The sequence below is a fragment of the Streptomyces sp. MI02-7b genome (assembly GCF_033793585.1).
In the GTDB taxonomy this organism is placed as follows: Bacteria; Actinomycetota; Actinomycetes; order Streptomycetales; family Streptomycetaceae; genus Actinacidiphila.
Genome location: NZ_JARAWX010000006.1, coordinates 146,460 through 163,817, shown reverse-complemented (window position 1 = coordinate 163,817; position 17,358 = coordinate 146,460). Strand labels below are relative to the sequence as shown.

The following is a 17,358-nucleotide window of genomic DNA, read 5'->3' as shown; positions in this document are numbered from 1 at the left end:
GAGAGGTATCGAACTGTGACCGTCACGGACCTGGTGTCCTACGAGGACGCGCTCGCGTCCTACGACCCGGTGATGGGCCTTGAGGTCCACGTCGAGCTCGGCACCAAGACGAAGATGTTCTGCGGCTGCTCCACCACCCTGGGCGCCGAGCCGAACAGCCAGGTGTGCCCGGTGTGCCTGGGCATGCCCGGCGCGCTCCCGGCCGTCAACGCGACGGGCGTCGAGTCCGCCATCAAGATCGGCCTCGCGCTCAACTGCGAGATCGCCGAGTGGTGCCGCTTCGCCCGGAAGAACTACTTCTACCCGGACATGCCCAAGAACTTCCAGACCTCCCAGTACGACGAGCCGATCGCCTTCAACGGCTACCTCGACGTGCAGCTGGAGGACGGCGAGGTCTTCCGCGTGGAGATCGAGCGCGCCCACATGGAGGAGGACACCGGCAAGTCCACCCACGTGGGCGGCGCCACCGGCCGGATCCACGGCGCCTCGCACTCGCTGCTGGACTACAACCGCGCCGGCATCCCGCTGATCGAGATCGTCACCAAGCCGATCGAGGGCGCCGGTGAGCGCGCGCCCGAGGTCGCGAAGGCGTATGTCACCGAGCTGCGCGAGCTGATCAAGGCGCTGGGCGTGTCCGAGGCACGCATGGAGATGGGCCAGATGCGCTGCGACGTGAACCTGTCGCTGCGCCCCATCGGCCGGGAGAAGTTCGGCACCCGCAGCGAGACCAAGAACGTGAACTCGCTGCGCAGCGTCGAGCGGGCCGTCCGCTTCGAGGTCCAGCGCCACGCCGCGGTGCTCTCCTCGGGCGGCACGATCGTGCAGGAGACCCGGCACTTCCACGAGGACACCGGCTCCACCACCTCCGGCCGCATCAAGGAGGAGGCGGAGGACTACCGGTACTTCCCGGAGCCCGACCTCGTCCCGGTGGCCCCGGCCCGGGAGTGGGTCGAGGAACTGCGGGCGGGCCTCCCCGAGCTGCCGCGCGTGCGCCGCAAGCGCCTCCAGGAGGACTGGGGCATCTCGGACCACGAGATGCAGTCGGTGCTCAACGCGGGCGCGATCGACCCGATCGTCGCCACCATCGAGGCGGGCGCCGACGCGGCCTCCGCCCGCAAGTGGTGGATGGGCGAGCTGGCCCGCCGCTCCAACGAGGACGGCGTGGAGCTGACCGCGCTGCCGATCACGCCGGCCCAGGTGGCCCGGGTGTCGGCGCTGGTGGCCGAGGGCTCGCTCAACGACAAGCTGGCCCGCCAGGTCATCGAGGGCGTGCTGGACGGCGAGGGCGGCCCGGACGAGGTCGTCGACAAGCGGGGCCTGAAGGTCGTCTCGGACGAGGGTGCGCTCGGCGCGGCCGTCGACGAGGCCATCGCGGCCAACGCGGCGGTCGCCGACAAGATCCGCGGCGGCAACCTGGCCGCGGCCGGCGCCCTCATCGGCGCCGTCATGAAGATCACCCGCGGCCAGGCGGACGCCAAGCGTGTCCGCGAACTGGTGCTGGAGAAGCTCGGCGTGCAGGGCTGATCCCGGCGCGGCCGAAATGGCCGGCACGGCATCGCAGGAAGGGGCGGGCTCCCGTGGGCGGGGGTCCGCCCCTTCGGCGTCGTCGCAGGTCCGCGGCGTGTAGGGCCGAGTTAAATTCCCATCAAGAGGTGTGATTAGGCGCACGAAAGCGGCAAACGATCACTTCTTCCTGGTTCAGTCGAGGGCGAACGTGGTGTTCTTCGTGGGGCCTTCTGCTCCCGGAAAGATCCGCGCAACCTCCAGGGAAGAGCAGATATGGCTGCACTGGCCCGATGGTGCCTCGACCGCCGTCTCCTCGTCGTCGTCCTGTGGCTGGCCGCCCTCGTCGGCCTGTCCGGGGCGGCACTCGTTGCCGGCTCCGCGTACTCCAACGACTACGACATCAAGGGCACGGACTCCAGCAGGGCGACCGCCCTGCTCAAGGAGGCGTTCCCCGGGTCCTCGGGCGACAGCGACACCATCGTCTGGCACACCGTCCGGGGCACCGTCAGCGCGGCGCCCGTCAAGGAACGGCTGACCGGAGCCCTGGAGGAGGTCGCGGCGCTCCCCGGGGTCGCCTCGGTCACCGGCCCGTACGGCGCCCAGGGCGCCGAGCAGATCAGCCGGGACGGCCGTACCGCGTACGCCACGGTGATGTTCGACCAGCCGTCGGAGGAACTGCACGCGGACGAGGTGCGGAAGGTCGTCGACACCGCGAAGGCGGCCGCCGACGCGGACACCACGGTCGCGCTGGGCGGCAGCGCCATCGCGCTCACCGAGGGCGGCGGCGGACACATCAGCGAGGTCGTGGGCGTCGCCGTCGCGGCCGTGGTGCTGCTGCTGGCGTTCGGTTCGCTCTTCGCGATGTTCCTGCCGATCATCACCGCGCTGGTCAGCGTGGGCACCGCGTACATGGCCATCGAACTGCTCGGCCACCTGATGCGGGTGGCCGATTTCGCGCCGATGCTCGGCATGCTGGTGGGACTGGGTGTCGGCATCGACTACGCCCTGTTCATCGTCACCCGGCACCGCCGGGGGCTGAAACAGGGCCTGGCGGTGCGCGAGGCCGCGGAGAAGGCGGTCGCCACGACCGGGCGGGCGGTGGTCTTCGCGGGCGGCACGGTGTGCGTGGCGCTGCTCGGCATGCTGATCCTGCGGCTGTCCTTCCTCAACGGCGTCGCCGTCGCCGCCTCGCTGACCGTGATCCTCACCGTGGCCGCCTCGGTGACGCTGCTTCCCTCCCTGCTCGGCGTGATCGGCACGAGGGCGCTCAGTCGCCGGGAACGGCGCCGGCTCGCCGAACACGGCGCCTCGCCGGAGCTGCCCACCGGCTTCGCCGCCCGCTGGTCCGCCTTCGTCGAGCGGCACCCCCGGATCCTCGGGGCGGTCGCCGCCGCCGTGATGCTGCTCCTGGCCGTGCCCACCATGTCCCTGCACCTGGGCGCCTCGGACCAGGGCAACAACGCCGCGGGGACCTCCACCCGGCAGGCGTACGACATGCTGTCGGACGGCTTCGGGCCCGGCTTCAACGGGCCGCTGCAACTGGTCGCCACGTCCGGCGACGCGGCCGACCGGGCGGCCCTGGAACGGCTCACCGACGTGCTGCGGCGCACCGAGGGCGTCGCCGCGGTCCACCCGGAGTCCGCGCAGCACGGCAACGGGCTCAACGTCGTGGACGTCGTCCCGACCACCGCCCCGCAGGACCAGGCCACCGACCGGCTCGTCGCCCACCTGCGCCAGGACGTCATCCCCGAGGCCACCGAGGGCAGCTCGCTGCAGGTCTACGTCGGCGGTGTCACCGCGGGCTACGCGGACTTCGCCTCGGTGATCGTCGGCAAACTCCCGCTGTTCGTCGGCTCGGTCGTCGGACTCGGCTGCGTGCTCCTGCTGCTGGCGTTCCGCAGCATCGGCATCCCGCTGAAGGCGGCGGTCATGAACATCGCCGCGGTCGCCTCCTCCTTCGGCATCGTGGTGGCGGTCTTCCAGTGGGGCTGGGGCAGCGAGTTGCTGGGGCTCGGGGCCGCGGGGCCGATCGAGCCCTTCCTGCCGGTGATCATGATCTCGGTGCTCTTCGGGCTCTCGATGGACTATCAGGTCTTCCTGGTGAGCCGCATGTACGAGGAGTGGCGGGAGACGCACGACAACCGCCGTGCCGTCCGGGTCGGACTGGCCGAGACCAGCCGCGTGATCAACTCCGCCGCGGTCATCATGGTCTCCGTCTTCCTGGCCTTCGTCCTCAGCGGTGACCGGGTCATCGCGATGTTCGGCATCGGCCTGGCCGCCGCCGTCGCCCTGGACGCCTTCGTCCTGCGGACGCTGCTGGTCCCGGCGCTGATGCACATGACGGGGCGGTGGAACTGGTGGCTGCCGGAATGGCTGGACCGGCGCCTGCCGCGGATCTGCATCGAGGGCCCGCAAGGCACTTGCTCCGGTGCCGATGGGCCCGAAAGCGCTGATTCTCAGGAAGTTCTCAGAATTTGACCCTACGGTTGCCGCTCATGGAGACCATCAAGACCGCGGACGCGGCAACAGACACGACCACCGACGCCGTGGAGACCGTGTCAGACGACGCCGCCGAGAAGAACGCGCGCATCGAGAACAGCACGAGCACCGAGAGCACCAAGGCCACCGGGAACGCGGCGCCCGTCGAGGATGCCGAGGATGCCGAGGACGCCGCCGACGCCGACGACGAGGACACCGACGAGGACGACGGGCTCGCCGCGGACGAGGGGAACGGGGACGCCCCCGCCGCCCGTTCCTCCGCCGTCCTGCCGGGCGCCGCGGCCGTCGTGGGCGCCGCCCTCGGCCTGGTCTCCCTGACCGGCACCTGGATGGGCACCGTCCTGTCCGCCCGCCGTGAGCTCGTCGGGCAGATCGGCGCCTCCTCCGCGAGCCCCGCCGAGCAGATCAACCAGATATACGCCGCGCCGTGGCACACCGTGGCCGCGGTCAACGGCGGCTTCGCGCTGGTGGCCCTCATCGTCGCCGGGGTCGTGCTGCTCGCCGTGCGCGACTCCGCGCCGTGGACGCGCGCCCTCGCCTGGGGCGGTCTGGTGCTGGGCGTCCTGGGCCTGCTCATAGCGGTCGGCATGTACTTCGACCTGTTCGCCTCACTGCCCACCGTGCCCGCCGCGACCGCCCCCGCCGGCAGCGGCGGCTGAACCTGGGCACCTGCCGGAGCCGCCTAAGGCATCCCGGCCGCCGAAGCCTGGGAGGTTGCCCGATGCGGCGCCCCCGCCTTGGGGACGAGGCTGAAGTCACCGGAGAAGGAAGCCGGTTGACCATCCGCCCCGTCCCCAAGGAGTCGGCGATGTACCTGCACGAGATGCTCGGCCGGGCCCGCAGCGAGGAACTGCTGCGCGAGGCCGAGGAGTTCCGCCTGGCACGCGCGGCGCGCCGGGCCACGCGCGAGGCCCGCCGGACCGCGCGCCGCGGCGGCACCGAGGCCGCCCCCCACGAAGCGGGGCCCCGGCCCGACGGGCCGGCCCGGCGCGGGAGGCGGCTGCGCGGACTGGGGGCGGCCGGATGACCGTCGTGGTGCCGGCGCAATCCGGTACCGCTCTGTCGGACCCCCGTGCGATGCTCGGGACCGTGCAGAACCAGTCCGTCAGCCCGGTGTTCGTGGGTCGTGACCGCGAACTGACCCGGCTCGCCTCCGCGCTCGCCCGCGCTCACGCGGGCGAGCCGCAGGCGCTGGTCATCGGCGGCGAGGCGGGGGTCGGCAAGACCCGGCTGGTGGAGGAGTTCCTCGCGGCGGCCTGTGGTCCCGGCACGGTCACCGCCGTCGGCGGCTGCGTGGAGATCGGCGCGGACGGACTGCCGTTCGCCCCCGTCGCCACGATCCTGCGGGCCCTGCACCGGCAGCTGGGCGCCGAGCTGATCGCCGCCGCGGCGGGCCGCGAGGGCGAACTGGCGCGCCTGCTCCCCGGGATCGGACGGGCCGACGGCCCCGACGCACCGCGGGAGCGGCACGACGAGGACGGCCGCGCCCGGCTGTTCGACCTCACCGCGCGCCTGCTGGAGCGGCTGTCCGAGGACCGCACCCTCGTCATCGCCCTGGAGGACCTGCACTGGGCGGACCGCTCCACCCGCGAACTCCTCGCCTACCTCCTGCGATCGGCGTCCCGCGGACGGCTGGTCGTCCTGGCCACGTACCGCTCCGACGACATCCATCGCCGCCACCCGCTGCGGCCCTTCCTCGCCGAACTCGACCGCATGCGCACCGTCGAGCGCATCGAGCTGTCCCGCTTCAGCCGGGCCGAGGTGCGGGCCCAGGTCGCCGGCATCCTCGCCGCCGAGCCCACGCCGTCGCTGGTCGAGCGGGTCTTCGCACGCTCCGACGGCAACCCCTTCTTCGTCGAGGAACTGGCCTGCAGCATCACCCAGGGCTGCCGCACCGGACTCAGCGACAGCCTGCGCGACCTGCTGCTGGTGCGCGTGGAGACGCTGCCCGAGACCGCGCAGCGGGTCGCCCGCGTCGTCGCCGAGGGCGGCTCCACCGTCGAGCACTCACTGCTCGCCGCCGTGGCCGGGCTCGGCGAGGACGAACTCCTGGAGGCGCTGCGGTCCGCCGTCGGCGCCAAGATCCTCATACCGACCGAGGACGGCGACGGCTACCGCTTCCGGCACTCGCTGGTCCGCGAGGCGGTCGGCGACGACCTGCTGCCCGGCGAGCGCAGCCGCCTCAACCGCCGGTACGCCGAGGCGCTGGAGGCCGAGCCGGCCCTCGTACCGGCCGACGAGCTGCCCGCCCGGCTCGCGAGCTACTGGTACCACGCCCACGACCCGACCCGCGCGCTGCCCGCCGTGCTGCGCGCCTCGGTCGAGGCGCGGCGCCGGCACGCCTACGCCGAGCAGCACGGCCTGCTCGAACGCGCCCTGGAACTGTGGGACGACGCCCCGCGGGAGGTCCGCGCGGCACTGCGGCCGATGGACTACGTCGAGGTCTACCCCCCGTGCGGCTGCGACCCCGCCGGCACGCCCCTGCGCTACCTCGACCTGCTCGCCGAGACCGCCGTCGCCGCCCGTCTCAGTGCCGACCGCGAAGGCGCGTACGACGTCACCAAGCGCGCCCTGCGCCTGCTGGAGCGGGACGACGACCCGCTGCGCGCGGCCTGGTTCTGGATCCAGCGGTCGCGGCTGATGGCGGCGATGGGGCGCGGTGACGGATGGGCGGAGATCTCCCGCGCCGAGGAACTGGTCGAGGGGCTGCCGCCGTCACCCGTCCACGCAGAGGTGCTGGAGACCGCCGCGGGCTGGGGCATGCTGCACGACCCGGGGCCGGAGAGCATCAGCACCGCGGAGCGCGCCGCCGAACTGGCCCGGCTCGTCGGGGCGGAGGAGACCGAGCTGCGCGCCCGCATCACCCTGGGCGTCCTGCGCGGCGCCTGCGGCGACGCGGACGGCGGCCTGGCCGAGCTCACCGCGGCACGTGAGCAGGCGGCGGCCTCAGGACGCCACGCCGGCCTCGTGGTCAACGCGGACGCCAACCTGGCGGCCGCGCTGGAGACGGTGGGCCGCTCCGAGGAGGCCGTGGCCGTCGCACGCCGGGGCGTCGAGAACGCCAGGTGCCACGGACTGCGCGACGGTGCCGCCTTCGCCGCGGCCAACGAGGCCGAGTCCCTGCTCGCCCTCGGCCGCTGGGACGAGGCGGCAGCCCTGGCCACCCACGGCCGCGACACCTCCGAGCACGCGCTCTATCTCGGCTGGGCGGCGATGCTCCTGGCCCACGTCGCCGTCCTGCGCGGCGACCACGCGGCGGCCGAGGCCCGGATCGCCGCTGCCCGGGAGCACCTGGGCGCCCAGGACCACCAGCCGCAGAACACCGTGCCGCTGCGCCACTTGACGGTGGCCGTGGCGGCCGGACGCGGGCGCTTCCTCGAAGCCCGTGCCGAGGTGCGCGCCGCGCTGGCCGCCGGTTTCCCGGCCGCCGTCCACCGGTACGCCTGGCCCCTGCTGCACACCGCCGCCGCCGTGGAGGCCGACGCGCTGGGCCTGCCGGGCGCCGACGCCGACCGGGCCGCGACGCTCGCGCTCATCCGCGGCGCCGCGTCCCGGCTGCCCCGCCTCGCCCCGGTGTGGGCGGCGTACGCCCAGCTGGTCGACGCCGAACTGACGCGCGCCGAGGGCGGCACCGACCCCGCGCCCTGGGCGGCCGCCGAGGAGGCGTTCGGCGCGCTGGACCGTCCCCATCCGCTCGCCCAGGTACGGCTGCGGCACGCCGAGGCGCTGCTCGCCGAGGGCGGTCCCGAGGCCCGCGACCACGCGGCCGTACTGCTCCGTCAGGCCCGTGAGGCGGCCGCGGCCCTGGGTGCGGCGCCGCTGACCGAGGCCGTGGAACTCCTCGCCCGGCGCGGACGCCTCGCGCTGGACGATCCGGGGACCCACTCCGCCGAGCCGCCCGGGGAGGAGCCGGAGCCCTTCGGCCTCACGACGCGGGAACGCGAGGTGCTGCGCAGGGTCGCCGCGGGCTGGACCAACCGCCGTATCGCCGAGGAGCTGTTCATCTCGCCGAAGACGGCGAGCGTGCACGTCTCCAACATCCTGGCCAAGCTCGGCGTCTCCGGCCGCGGTGAGGCCGCCGCCCTCGCCCACCGCCTGCGCCTCTTCCCCGACGTACGGGCTTGACCCGCCCCGGCTTCCGCCCCCGGCTTCCGCGGCCCGGATCGGCGTCGCCGGCCTCGTCCCGTGCCGGCTCCAGCCGCTGCGCCCGTCCTCGGTGTGCCGTCGTCACGGCACGAACAGCTCCTGCGGCGCGCCGAACACGGCACCGCCGGGGTGGCGCCGTCAGCCGACCTTCAGCCGCAGTATGCGGTCGTCGCCCTTGCGGGGCTCACCCCTGCCGTCGGTGTTGCTCGTCGTCAGCAGCAGATCGCCGTCGGGGTCGGCCACGACCGTGCGCAGCCGCCCGTACGTGCCGACGAGGAAGGCCTGCGGCTTCGCCGCCGCCTTGGTGCCCGCCAGCGGGATGCGCCACAGCCGGGCGCCGCGCAGCGAGGCCATCCACAAGGAACCCTTGGCCCAGACGATGCCGCTGGGCGAGGCCTCGTCGGTGTGCCACGTGGCGATCGGGTCGGCGTAGCCCGCGCGGTGGGCGAGGCCCTCGACGACGGGCCAGCCGTAGTTCTTTCCCGGCTCGATGAGGTTGACCTCGTCCCAGGTGTCCTGGCCGAACTCCGAGGCCCACAACCTCCCCTGGGCGTCCCAGGTCAGGCCCTGCACATTGCGGTGGCCGTAGGAGTAGACGAGCGAGTCCGCCTCGGGATTGCCGTGCACCGGCTCGCCGTCCGGGGTCATGCGCAGGATCTTGCCGCCGAGGGACTTCCTGTCCTGGGCCAGGCCCCGGTCGCCGCTCTCGCCGGTGCCCGCGTACAGCATGCCGTCCGGGCCGAAGGCGATCCGGCCGCCGTTGTGGATGGCGCCGTGCGGAATGCCGCGCACGATGGTGTCGGGGGCGCCGAGCTGCTCACCGGCGGGCTTCGCCGGGTCGTACAGCATGCGGGCGATGCGGTTGTCGGAGTCGGTGGTGAAGTACGCGTACACCAGGTGGTCGGTCGCGAAGCCGGGGGAGACCGCCAGCCCGAGGAGGCCGCCCTCGCCGCCCGAGGACACCCCGGGCACGGTGCCCGCCAGGGTCGTGCGGCCGGTGTCCGGGTCCACCCGGGCGATCCTGCCGGTGTCGCGCGAGGCGACCAGCAGCCCGCCGTCCCGCAGGACGGCCACGCCCCACGGGGTGTTCAGCCCGGTCGCGACGGTGCCGACGACCTCTGCCGAGCCCTTGGCGGGCGCGGCGGGCGCCTCCGCGCCGCCGGGCGGCGGGGCCGGGGCGGCCGAGGAGGAGGCAGGGGCGGAGGTCGCCGGGGGCGTCAACGGGTCCCCGGCGGACGAGCATCCCGTCGTCAGCAGCGCGGCACTGGCCAGCGCGGCGGTGACGACGGCGGCACGGCGTCCCACGCTTCCCTCCCGGTGGTCCTGCGGCACGGACTTCCAGCACATCACATCTGTCACTACACCGCCCGGCCGTTGCGGGTTCCCGCCGTGGCGGGAAAGCGGGAGGGCCGCGCGTTCAGTCCCAGGAGCCGCGCGCCGGCGGCAGGCCGGCTATCTCGTTGAAGTCCTCCGTGGTCAGGGTGAGTTCGGCCGCCCCGGCGTTCTCTGCCGCCCACCGTTCCCGCTTGGCCCCCGGCACCGGCACCACCTGCGGCCCCTGCGCGAGCACCCAGGCCAGCGCCACCTGCGCCGGCGTCGCGCCGTGCGCCTCGGCGACCCGGCGCAGCCCCGCCACGATCGGCTGGTTCGCGGCCATCATCTCGGCGGTGAACCGCGGATGCCGGGCCCGTGAGTCGTCCCGCTCGAAGCCCTGGCCCGGGGTGAGGGTGCCGGTCAGGAAGCCGTTGCCCAGCGGCATCGCCGCCATGAAGCCGATCCCGCGCTGCGTGCACCAGGGCAGCAGCTCGGCCAGCGCCTCGGGCGACCAGACCGACAGCTCGGCCTGCACACAGCTGACCGGGAACACCTGCTGCACCCGGCGCAGATGGGCGAGCGTCTCGTCGTACGTCCGGGACCCGGCGCGGCGAGCCGCCCGCGCGCCCACCGCGCACCAGCCCAGCGCGCGCACCTTGCCGGCCGCGACCAGCTCCGCCATCGCGCCCCAGGTCTCCTCGACCGGCACCTCCGGATCGGCCCGGTGCAGTTGGTAGAGGTCGATCACGTCCGTCTGCAGCCGCCGCAGCGACGCGTCGCAGGCCCGCCGCACATAGGAGGGCCGCCCATTGGCCACCAGGTGCTGTTCGCCCACCAGCAGCCCGCCCTTGGTGGAGACGAACACCTCGTCCCGGCGCTGCTTCAGCACCCGCCCCAGCAGCAGCTCATTGGTGAACGGACCGTAGATGTCCGCGGTGTCCAGCAGGGTCGTCCCCCGGTCGAGCGCCGCGTGCACGGTCCGCAAGGACGCTTCCCCGTCCTGCTGCGAGGTGGTGTACGCCCAGCTCATCGGCATGCACCCCAGTCCCACGGCGCCCACCTCGAGAGCCGCCGCCCCGACCGTCCTGCGCTCCACTTGGATGACCTCCGCTGACCTCTCGCGCCGCCCCACTGTGTCATAGCCTCCTGACCATGGCTGACATCACCCGGAACCACCGACCCACCGCATGGCTGCCGATCCCCGCCGAGGGCATCGAGGGGCTCCCCGACACCGTGGACTACCTCTTCTGGGACGGCGCCGAGGACTACCCCGGCGACCCGGCGGAGGCGGACTTCTACGTCGTGCCGTACATGAAGGGCGCGGAGGTCGTCGGCCGCCCGCTCCCGCGGATGACGGGTCTTCAGGTGGTGCAGACGCTCAGCGCGGGCGTGGACCACGTGCTGCCGCACCTGCCCGCGCTCCCGTCCGGCGTGCGCCTGTGCAACGCCCGCGGTGTGCACGAGGCGAGCACCGCGGAGCTGGCCCTGACGCTCACCCTGGCGTCCTTGCGGGGTGTCCCGCGCTTCGTGCGCGGGCAGGACGCCGAGGAGTGGCACGACGGCTTCTACCCGGCCCTGGCCGACAGGACCGTCCTGATCGTCGGCTACGGCTCCATCGGCGCCGCCATCGAGGACCGGCTCACCCCCTTCGAGTGCGACGTGGTCCGCGTCGCCCGTCTGGCCCGCCGCTCCCCGCGCGGCCCGGTGCACGCCCTGGGGGACCTGCCCGCGCTGCTGCCCGCGGCCGACGTGGTCGTCCTGTCCACCCCGCTGACCGAGGCCACCCGGGGGCTGGTGGACGCCGCGTTCCTGGCCCGGATGAAGGACGGCGCCCTCCTGGTGAACGTCGCCCGCGGGCCCGTGGTGGACACAGCCGCCCTGGTCGCCGAGCTGACGACCGGCAGGCTGCGGGCGGCACTCGATGTCACCGACCCCGAGCCGCTGCCCGCCGGGCATCCGCTCTGGCACGCCCCCGGCGTCCTCATCAGCCCGCACGTCGGCGGCAGTACGTCCGCCTTCCTTCCCCGGGCCAAGCTGCTGCTGCGCGAGCAGCTGCGCCGGTTCGCGGCGGGCGAGAACCTGGCCAACATCGTGACCACGACCTGACGGGCCCTTAACTCCCTTGTGGCACCCGGTGACTGAAAGCCCCTCCGGATCCTCTTGCCGGTCACGCTGTGTAGAGGAACTATGTCCCTGAGTGACCGCTCTGGTGTATCGTCCCGGATTGGGGGAACGCGACCGGCGTGGCATGGAATGCCGCGAACGGGCGCGGGACGGCTCAGGACTTGATGGGGGGCGACGGGCGATGTGCGGCCAATGGAGAGAGCACCGGAAGCGGGACCACGGCACACCACGCCGGGAGCGCTCACGGCATTCCCGGACGACGCCGTGAGTGCCCAAGGGGCGGTTCTCGCGGGGGCGGCGGTCCCGGACGGCCGGGCGGCGCTCCTGCCGCAGCTCGTCGTGGCCGTGCTCTGCGGCGGCTACGCGACCGGTGCCGCCCTCGGATGGGGCTCCGCGGAGCTGGCCGTGGTGATGGGGGACTTCGGGCTCTCCGGCGCCGCCCTGGCGGCCACCGTCTCGTGCCTGGCGTACGTCCGCACCGTGGCCCGCCGGCAGCGGCCCGCCTGGGTGCTGTTCGCCGTCTCCTCCGCCATGGTCGCGCTCGGCAACGGCATCTGGGGCTGGTACGAGGTCGTGCTGCGCGAGGACGTGCCGCGCACCTCGCTCGCCGACTTCTGCTTCCTGCTCTTCGCCCCGCCCGCGATCATCGGCCTGCTCGTGCTCGCCAAGCGCCCGGTCACCCGGGCCGGCTGGGTCTGCTTGGGGCTGGACGCCTGGCTCATCGCCGGGTCGCTGCTCACCTTGTCCTGGACTCTGGCCCTGGCCCAGGCCGCGCTGTGGGAAGGGCGCAGCACCGCGCGCATCGCCCTGTCGCTGGCGTACCCGCTGCTCGACATCCTGCTGGTCAGCATGGTGCTGGCGCTCCACTTCCGGCGCTCCTCGGCCAACCGCGCGGCGGTCAACACGGCCATCGCCTCGCTCGCCCTGACCGTGCTGTGCGACGCCCTGTTCACCTCGCCCCTGCTGCGCGAGCACTACCGCTCCGGCCAGATCCTCGACGCGGGCTGGTTCGCGGGCAGCATGCTGCTGGCGTACGCGCCCTGGGTGGGCAGCCGGGAGAAGACCGTCGAGCGGCGCCCCGCGCCCCAGCCGCGCCGCGCGAGCGGCTCCCTGGCCGCGCTGACGCCGTACCTCGCCGCCGCGGTCTGCGTGCTCGGCATCCTCTACAACGCCATCGACGGCCGGAAGATCGACCGCGTGGTGCTCTTCGCCGGCTGCACCGTGGTCCTCGCCCTGGTGGTGCGCCAGGGCATCATGCTGCTCGACAACATCTCCCTCGCCCAGGAGCTCGCCCAGAAGGAGAACCACTTCCGGTCCCTGGTGCAGGGCTCCAGCGACGTCATCATGATCGCCTCGCCCACCGGCGTGCTGCGCTACGTCAGCCCCGCCGCCACGGGTGTGTACGGGCGGGAGGCGGAGGAGATGGTCGGCACGGAGTTCGCCTCCCACATCCATCCCGACGACCTCGGGCGCGTACTGCACGAGGTGCGCCGCTTCCTGGCCGCGCATCCCGCGCAGGAGCCCGCCACCCGCATCGAGTGCCGCATCCACCACGGCGACGGCAGCTGGCTCAACGTCGAGTCCAGCGTCAACCGCTACCAGGGCGGCCTGATCTTCAACAGCCGCGATGTCACCGAGCGCGTCCGGCTGCAGGCGCAACTGCAGCACAACGCCTCGCACGACCCGCTCACCGACCTGCCCAACCGCGCCCTGTTCACCGAGCGCATCCGGCAGGCGCTCGGCGGCCGCCGCTCGGGCGACGGCGAGCCCGGCACCACCGCGGTGCTCTTCATCGACCTCGACGGCTTCAAGGCGGTCAACGACACCGTGGGCCACCAGGCCGGCGACGAGCTGCTCGTCCAGGCCGCCCGCCGGCTCCAGGAATCGGTGCGCGCCGGCGACACCGCGGCCCGTCTCGGCGGCGACGAGTTCGCGGCCCTCATCTGCGGCACCAGCGCCGACCGCCATCTGCGCGAGTACCAGGTGCACGAGGTGGCCGACCGGCTGCGGGCCGCGCTGTCCGAGCCGTACCGCGTGGACGGCACGGAGGTGCGGGTGGCCGCCAGCATCGGGGTCGCCTTCGCCGACGCCGGCGTCAGCCCGGGCGAGCTGCTGCGCAACGCCGACCTGGCGATGTACCGGGCCAAGCAGGCCGGCAAGGGCCGGGTGGAGATGTACGCACCGGCCATGCAGGCCGAGGTCGTGCGCCGCGCCGAGCTGGCCGGACGCCTGCGCTCGGCGCTGCGCGACGGCGAGTTCGCGCTGCTCCACCAGCCGGTGGTCGACCTGTGCAGCGGCGAGGTCACCGCAGTCGAGGCACAGGCCCGCTGGCGCTCCGCCCAGGGCATCCTCTTCACCCCCGCGGAGTTCCTCCGGGTCGCCGAGGACACCGACCGCACCTCCCAGCTGGCCCGCTGGCTGCTGGAGGAGGCCGTGCGCCAGGCCGCCCAGCGGCACACGGCGGGCCTCCCGGTCCCCGTCGCCGTCCGGCTCTCCACCCGCCGGCTGATGCACCGCGAGCTGCCCACCAAGGACATCGAGGCGCTGCTCCACCAGTACGAGCTGCCGCCGGGCGCCCTGGTGCTGCAGCTCGCCGACCAGGACCCGCGCATCTCCTTCGACGAGCTGGAGCGCCGGCTGACCGCGCTGCGCCGTCTCGGCGTACGTATCGCCCTGGAGGGCTTCGGCACCGGCTACGCGCCGATGAACGCCCTGCGACGGCTGCCGCTGGACGTCCTCAAGCTGGACCGGAGCCTCACCGAGGGAGTCGCGGAGTCCGCCCGGCTGCGCAAGATCACCGCAGGTCTGCTGGGCATCGCGGAGGATCTCGGCATCCGGTCGGTGGCCGAGGGGGTGGACCGCCCCGAGCAAGTGCTCGCGTTGCGCGAGATGCGCTGCACGCACGGGCAGGGCATGGCATTCTCGGGACCCCTGGACGAGCACCGGCTGCGCTCCTCGCTGACCCGCGGCGGCTACCCCGTCCCCGGCGAGACGGCGCTCCTGGCCGGCGGCAGGACCCCCGCACACGGCACACGCGTCCCGGACGAGGTTCTCTCGAATGCTGAGACGCCCGTCCCACCCGCTTGACACCCCGCAGGCCCGAGGAGGAAGGTCAGTGCCATGCGCACCCGAATTCTCGTACTTGGAAAGCGCGTCGGCTGACCCGGGGCCCCATCCCGCCTCGTGGAATGCACCGACGCGCTCCCCTCGCTTGCCCCTGGGCACGAGGGGTTTTTTGTTGCCTGGGATCCAGACATACCACCCTCTCCACCCTCAAACTTCTGAGAGATGAGAAGCAGATGACCGAGCAGGCCACCGGGGCCCACCACCCGCAGCCGCGGGCCCGCGGCGCCGCGCCGCAGCCCGTCACCGCCGAGCGCGTCACGGGCGCCCAGTCCCTCATCCGCTCGCTGGAGGCGGTCGGCGCCGACACGGTGTTCGGCATCCCGGGTGGCGCGATCCTTCCGGCGTACGACCCGCTGATGGACTCGACCAAGGTGCGCCACGTCCTGGTCCGTCACGAGCAGGGCGCCGGACACGCCGCCACCGGGTACGCGCAGGCCACCGGCAGGGTCGGTGTCTGCATGGCCACCTCCGGTCCCGGTGCCACCAACCTCGTCACCCCGATCGCCGACGCCCACATGGACTCCGTCGCCATGGTCGCGATCACCGGCCAGGTGGCGTCCAAGGCGATCGGCACCGACGCCTTCCAGGAGGCGGACATCTGCGGCATCACCATGCCGATCACGAAGCACAACTTCCTGGTCACCGATGCCGCCGACATCCCGCGGACCATCGCCGAGGCCTTCCACATCGCCTCCACCGGCCGCCCCGGACCGGTCCTGGTCGACATCGCCAAGGACGCCCTGCAGGCGCAGACGACGTTCTCCTGGCCGCCGGTCACCGACCTGCCCGGCTACCGCCCGGTGACCAAGCCGCACGCCAAGCAGATCCGTGAGGCCGCCCGGCTGATCAACGAGGCCAAGCGCCCGGTGCTGTACGTCGGCGGCGGCGTCCTGAAGGCCCGCGCCACGGCCGAGCTGCGCATCCTCGCCGAACTGACCGGCGCCCCGGTGACCACCACGCTGATGGCGCTGGGCGCCTTCCCCGACAGCCACACCCAGCACGTCGGCATGCCCGGCATGCACGGCTCGGTCTCCGCCGTCGCGGCGCTGCAGAAGGCCGACCTGATCATCGCCCTCGGCGCCCGCTTCGACGACCGGGTCACCGGCAAGCTGGACTCCTTCGCCCCGTACGCCAAGATCGTCCACGCCGACATCGACCCGGCCGAGATCTCCAAGAACCGGGTCGCCGACGTGCCGATCGTGGGTGACGCCCGCGAGGTCCTCGCCGACCTGATCGTCGCCGTCCAGGCCGACCACGACGCCGGCCACCGCGGCGACTACACCGAGTGGTGGAAGCTGCTCAACGGCCTGCGCGACACCTACCCGCTCGGCTACGACCTGCCCGCCGACGGCAGCCTGTCCCCGCAGCAGGTCATCCAGCGCATCGGCGAGCTGGCCCCGGAGGGCACCCTCTTCGCCGCCGGCGTCGGCCAGCACCAGATGTGGTCCTCGCAGTTCATCTCCTTCGAGCGCCCCAACACCTGGTTCAACTCCGGCGGCGCCGGGACCATGGGCTACGCCGTGCCCGCCGCGATGGGCGCCAAGGCCGGTATGCCCGGCTCCACCGTGTGGGCGATCGACGGCGACGGCTGCTTCCAGATGACCAATCAGGAACTGGTCACCTGCGCGCTGAACAACATCCCCATCAAGGTCGCCATCATCAACAACGGCGCCCTCGGCATGGTCCGCCAGTGGCAGTCGCTGTTCTACAGCGAGCGCTACTCCAACACCGTCCTGCACGGCGGCGAGACCAACGCGGGCAGCGGCTCCCACACGGGGGCGAGCGAGAGCCCGCGGGGCGGCACCCGTGTGCCGGACTTCGTGAAGCTCGCCGAGGCCATGGGCTGCGTGGGCCTGCGCTGCGAGGACCCCGCCGACCTCGACGAGGTCATCGAGAAGGCCAACGCGATCAACGACCGCCCCGTGGTCGTCGACTTCATCGTGCACGAGGACGCCATGGTGTGGCCGATGGTCGCCGCCGGCACCTCCAACGACGAGATCATGGCCGCCCGCGACGTCCGTCCGGACTTCGGCGACGCGGCGGACGACTGAGGACCGAGAGAGAAGCAGAGGAACGACGCGACATGTCCAAGCACACGCTCTCCGTCCTGGTGGAGAACAAGCCCGGTGTCCTCGCCCGGATCACCGCCCTGTTCTCCCGCCGCGGCTTCAACATCGACTCCCTCGCCGTCGGCACCACCGAGCACCCCGACATCTCCCGTATCACCATCGTGGTGAACGTGATCGAGGACCTCCCTCTGGAGCAGGTCACCAAGCAGCTCAACAAGCTCGTCAACGTGCTGAAGATCGTCGAGCTGGAGCCCGGTTCCGCCGTCCAGCGCGAGCTCGTCCTGGTGAAGGTGCGCGCCGACAACGAGTCGCGCTCCCAGATCGTCGAGATCGTGCAGCTGTTCCGGGCCAAGACCGTCGACGTCTCCCCGGAGGCGGTCACCATCGAGGCCACCGGCGGCGCCGACAAGCTGGAGGCCATGCTGAAGATGCTGGAGCCCTTCGGCATCAAGGAGCTCGTCCAGTCCGGCACGATCGCGATCGGCCGCGGCGCCCGCTCGATCACCGACCGCTCCCTGCGTGCCCTCGACCGGACCGCATAGCGAGACCGCAAGACTAGTTCCGCGCCCACGGA

11 protein-coding genes are annotated in these 17,358 nt (G+C 72.9%); 9 read left to right on the top strand and 2 right to left on the bottom strand.

All coding sequences use genetic code 11. The features are described from left to right. Window positions 1-15: 15 nt before the first annotated feature. From gatB to PV364_RS11900, 5 genes are all read left to right on the top strand, one after another. Window positions 16-1,524 (top strand): Asp-tRNA(Asn)/Glu-tRNA(Gln) amidotransferase subunit GatB, encoded by a 1,509-nt coding sequence (gatB, locus tag PV364_RS11920; protein WP_319659819.1) that lies wholly within the window; start codon window positions 16-18, stop codon window positions 1,522-1,524. A gap of 255 nt (window positions 1,525-1,779) precedes the next feature. Next, on the top strand, window positions 1,780-3,984 hold the full coding sequence (locus PV364_RS11915) for an MMPL family transporter (RefSeq protein WP_319659816.1): 2,205 nt from the start codon (window positions 1,780-1,782) through the stop codon (window positions 3,982-3,984). A 17-nt stretch (window positions 3,985-4,001) separates the two neighbouring features. Further along, window positions 4,002-4,664 carry a hypothetical protein gene (locus tag PV364_RS11910; RefSeq protein WP_319659814.1) on the top strand — a complete coding sequence of 221 codons (663 nt, stop codon included), beginning with the start codon at window positions 4,002-4,004 and terminating at the stop codon, window positions 4,662-4,664. A gap of 116 nt (window positions 4,665-4,780) precedes the next feature. Next, window positions 4,781-5,032 (top strand): hypothetical protein, encoded by a 252-nt coding sequence (locus PV364_RS11905; RefSeq protein ID WP_319659813.1) that lies wholly within the window; start codon window positions 4,781-4,783, stop codon window positions 5,030-5,032. A 50-nt stretch (window positions 5,033-5,082) separates the two neighbouring features. Then, complete coding sequence (locus tag PV364_RS11900; RefSeq protein ID WP_401978965.1) at window positions 5,083-8,130, top strand: AAA family ATPase; 3,048 nt, start codon at window positions 5,083-5,085, stop codon at window positions 8,128-8,130. Between the two features lie 159 nt (window positions 8,131-8,289). On the opposite strand, the gene PV364_RS11895 is transcribed toward PV364_RS11900, so the two are convergent. Next, window positions 8,290-9,498, bottom strand: coding sequence for a PQQ-dependent sugar dehydrogenase (locus tag PV364_RS11895; RefSeq protein ID WP_415924546.1), 1,209 nt, complete (start codon window positions 9,496-9,498; stop codon window positions 8,290-8,292). Window positions 9,499-9,568: 70 nt separating this feature from the next. Continuing rightward, window positions 9,569-10,561 carry an aldo/keto reductase gene (locus PV364_RS11890; RefSeq protein WP_319659810.1) on the bottom strand — a complete coding sequence of 331 codons (993 nt, stop codon included), beginning with the start codon at window positions 10,559-10,561 and terminating at the stop codon, window positions 9,569-9,571. 56 nt (window positions 10,562-10,617) lie between these two features. Here PV364_RS11890 and PV364_RS11885 point away from each other — a divergent pair, with 56 nt between their 5' ends. The 4 genes from PV364_RS11885 to ilvN all read left to right on the top strand — a co-directional run bounded on the left by PV364_RS11885 (window position 10,618) and on the right by ilvN (window position 17,326). Then, on the top strand, window positions 10,618-11,571 hold the full coding sequence (locus PV364_RS11885; protein WP_319659809.1) for a 2-hydroxyacid dehydrogenase: 954 nt from the start codon (window positions 10,618-10,620) through the stop codon (window positions 11,569-11,571). Between the two features lie 282 nt (window positions 11,572-11,853). Continuing rightward, complete coding sequence (locus PV364_RS11880) at window positions 11,854-14,676, top strand: EAL domain-containing protein (protein WP_319659808.1); 2,823 nt, start codon at window positions 11,854-11,856, stop codon at window positions 14,674-14,676. Window positions 14,677-14,888: 212 nt separating this feature from the next. Next, window positions 14,889-16,766: an acetolactate synthase large subunit gene (locus PV364_RS11875; protein WP_319659807.1), complete on the top strand. Its 1,878-nt coding sequence runs from the start codon at window positions 14,889-14,891 to the stop codon at window positions 16,764-16,766. Window positions 16,767-16,798: 32 nt separating this feature from the next. Further along, the gene (ilvN, locus tag PV364_RS11870) at window positions 16,799-17,326 is read left to right on the top strand and encodes an acetolactate synthase small subunit (RefSeq protein ID WP_319659806.1); all 528 of its coding nucleotides are present in this window, start codon (window positions 16,799-16,801) and stop codon (window positions 17,324-17,326) included. Window positions 17,327-17,358 lie beyond the last annotated feature (32 nt).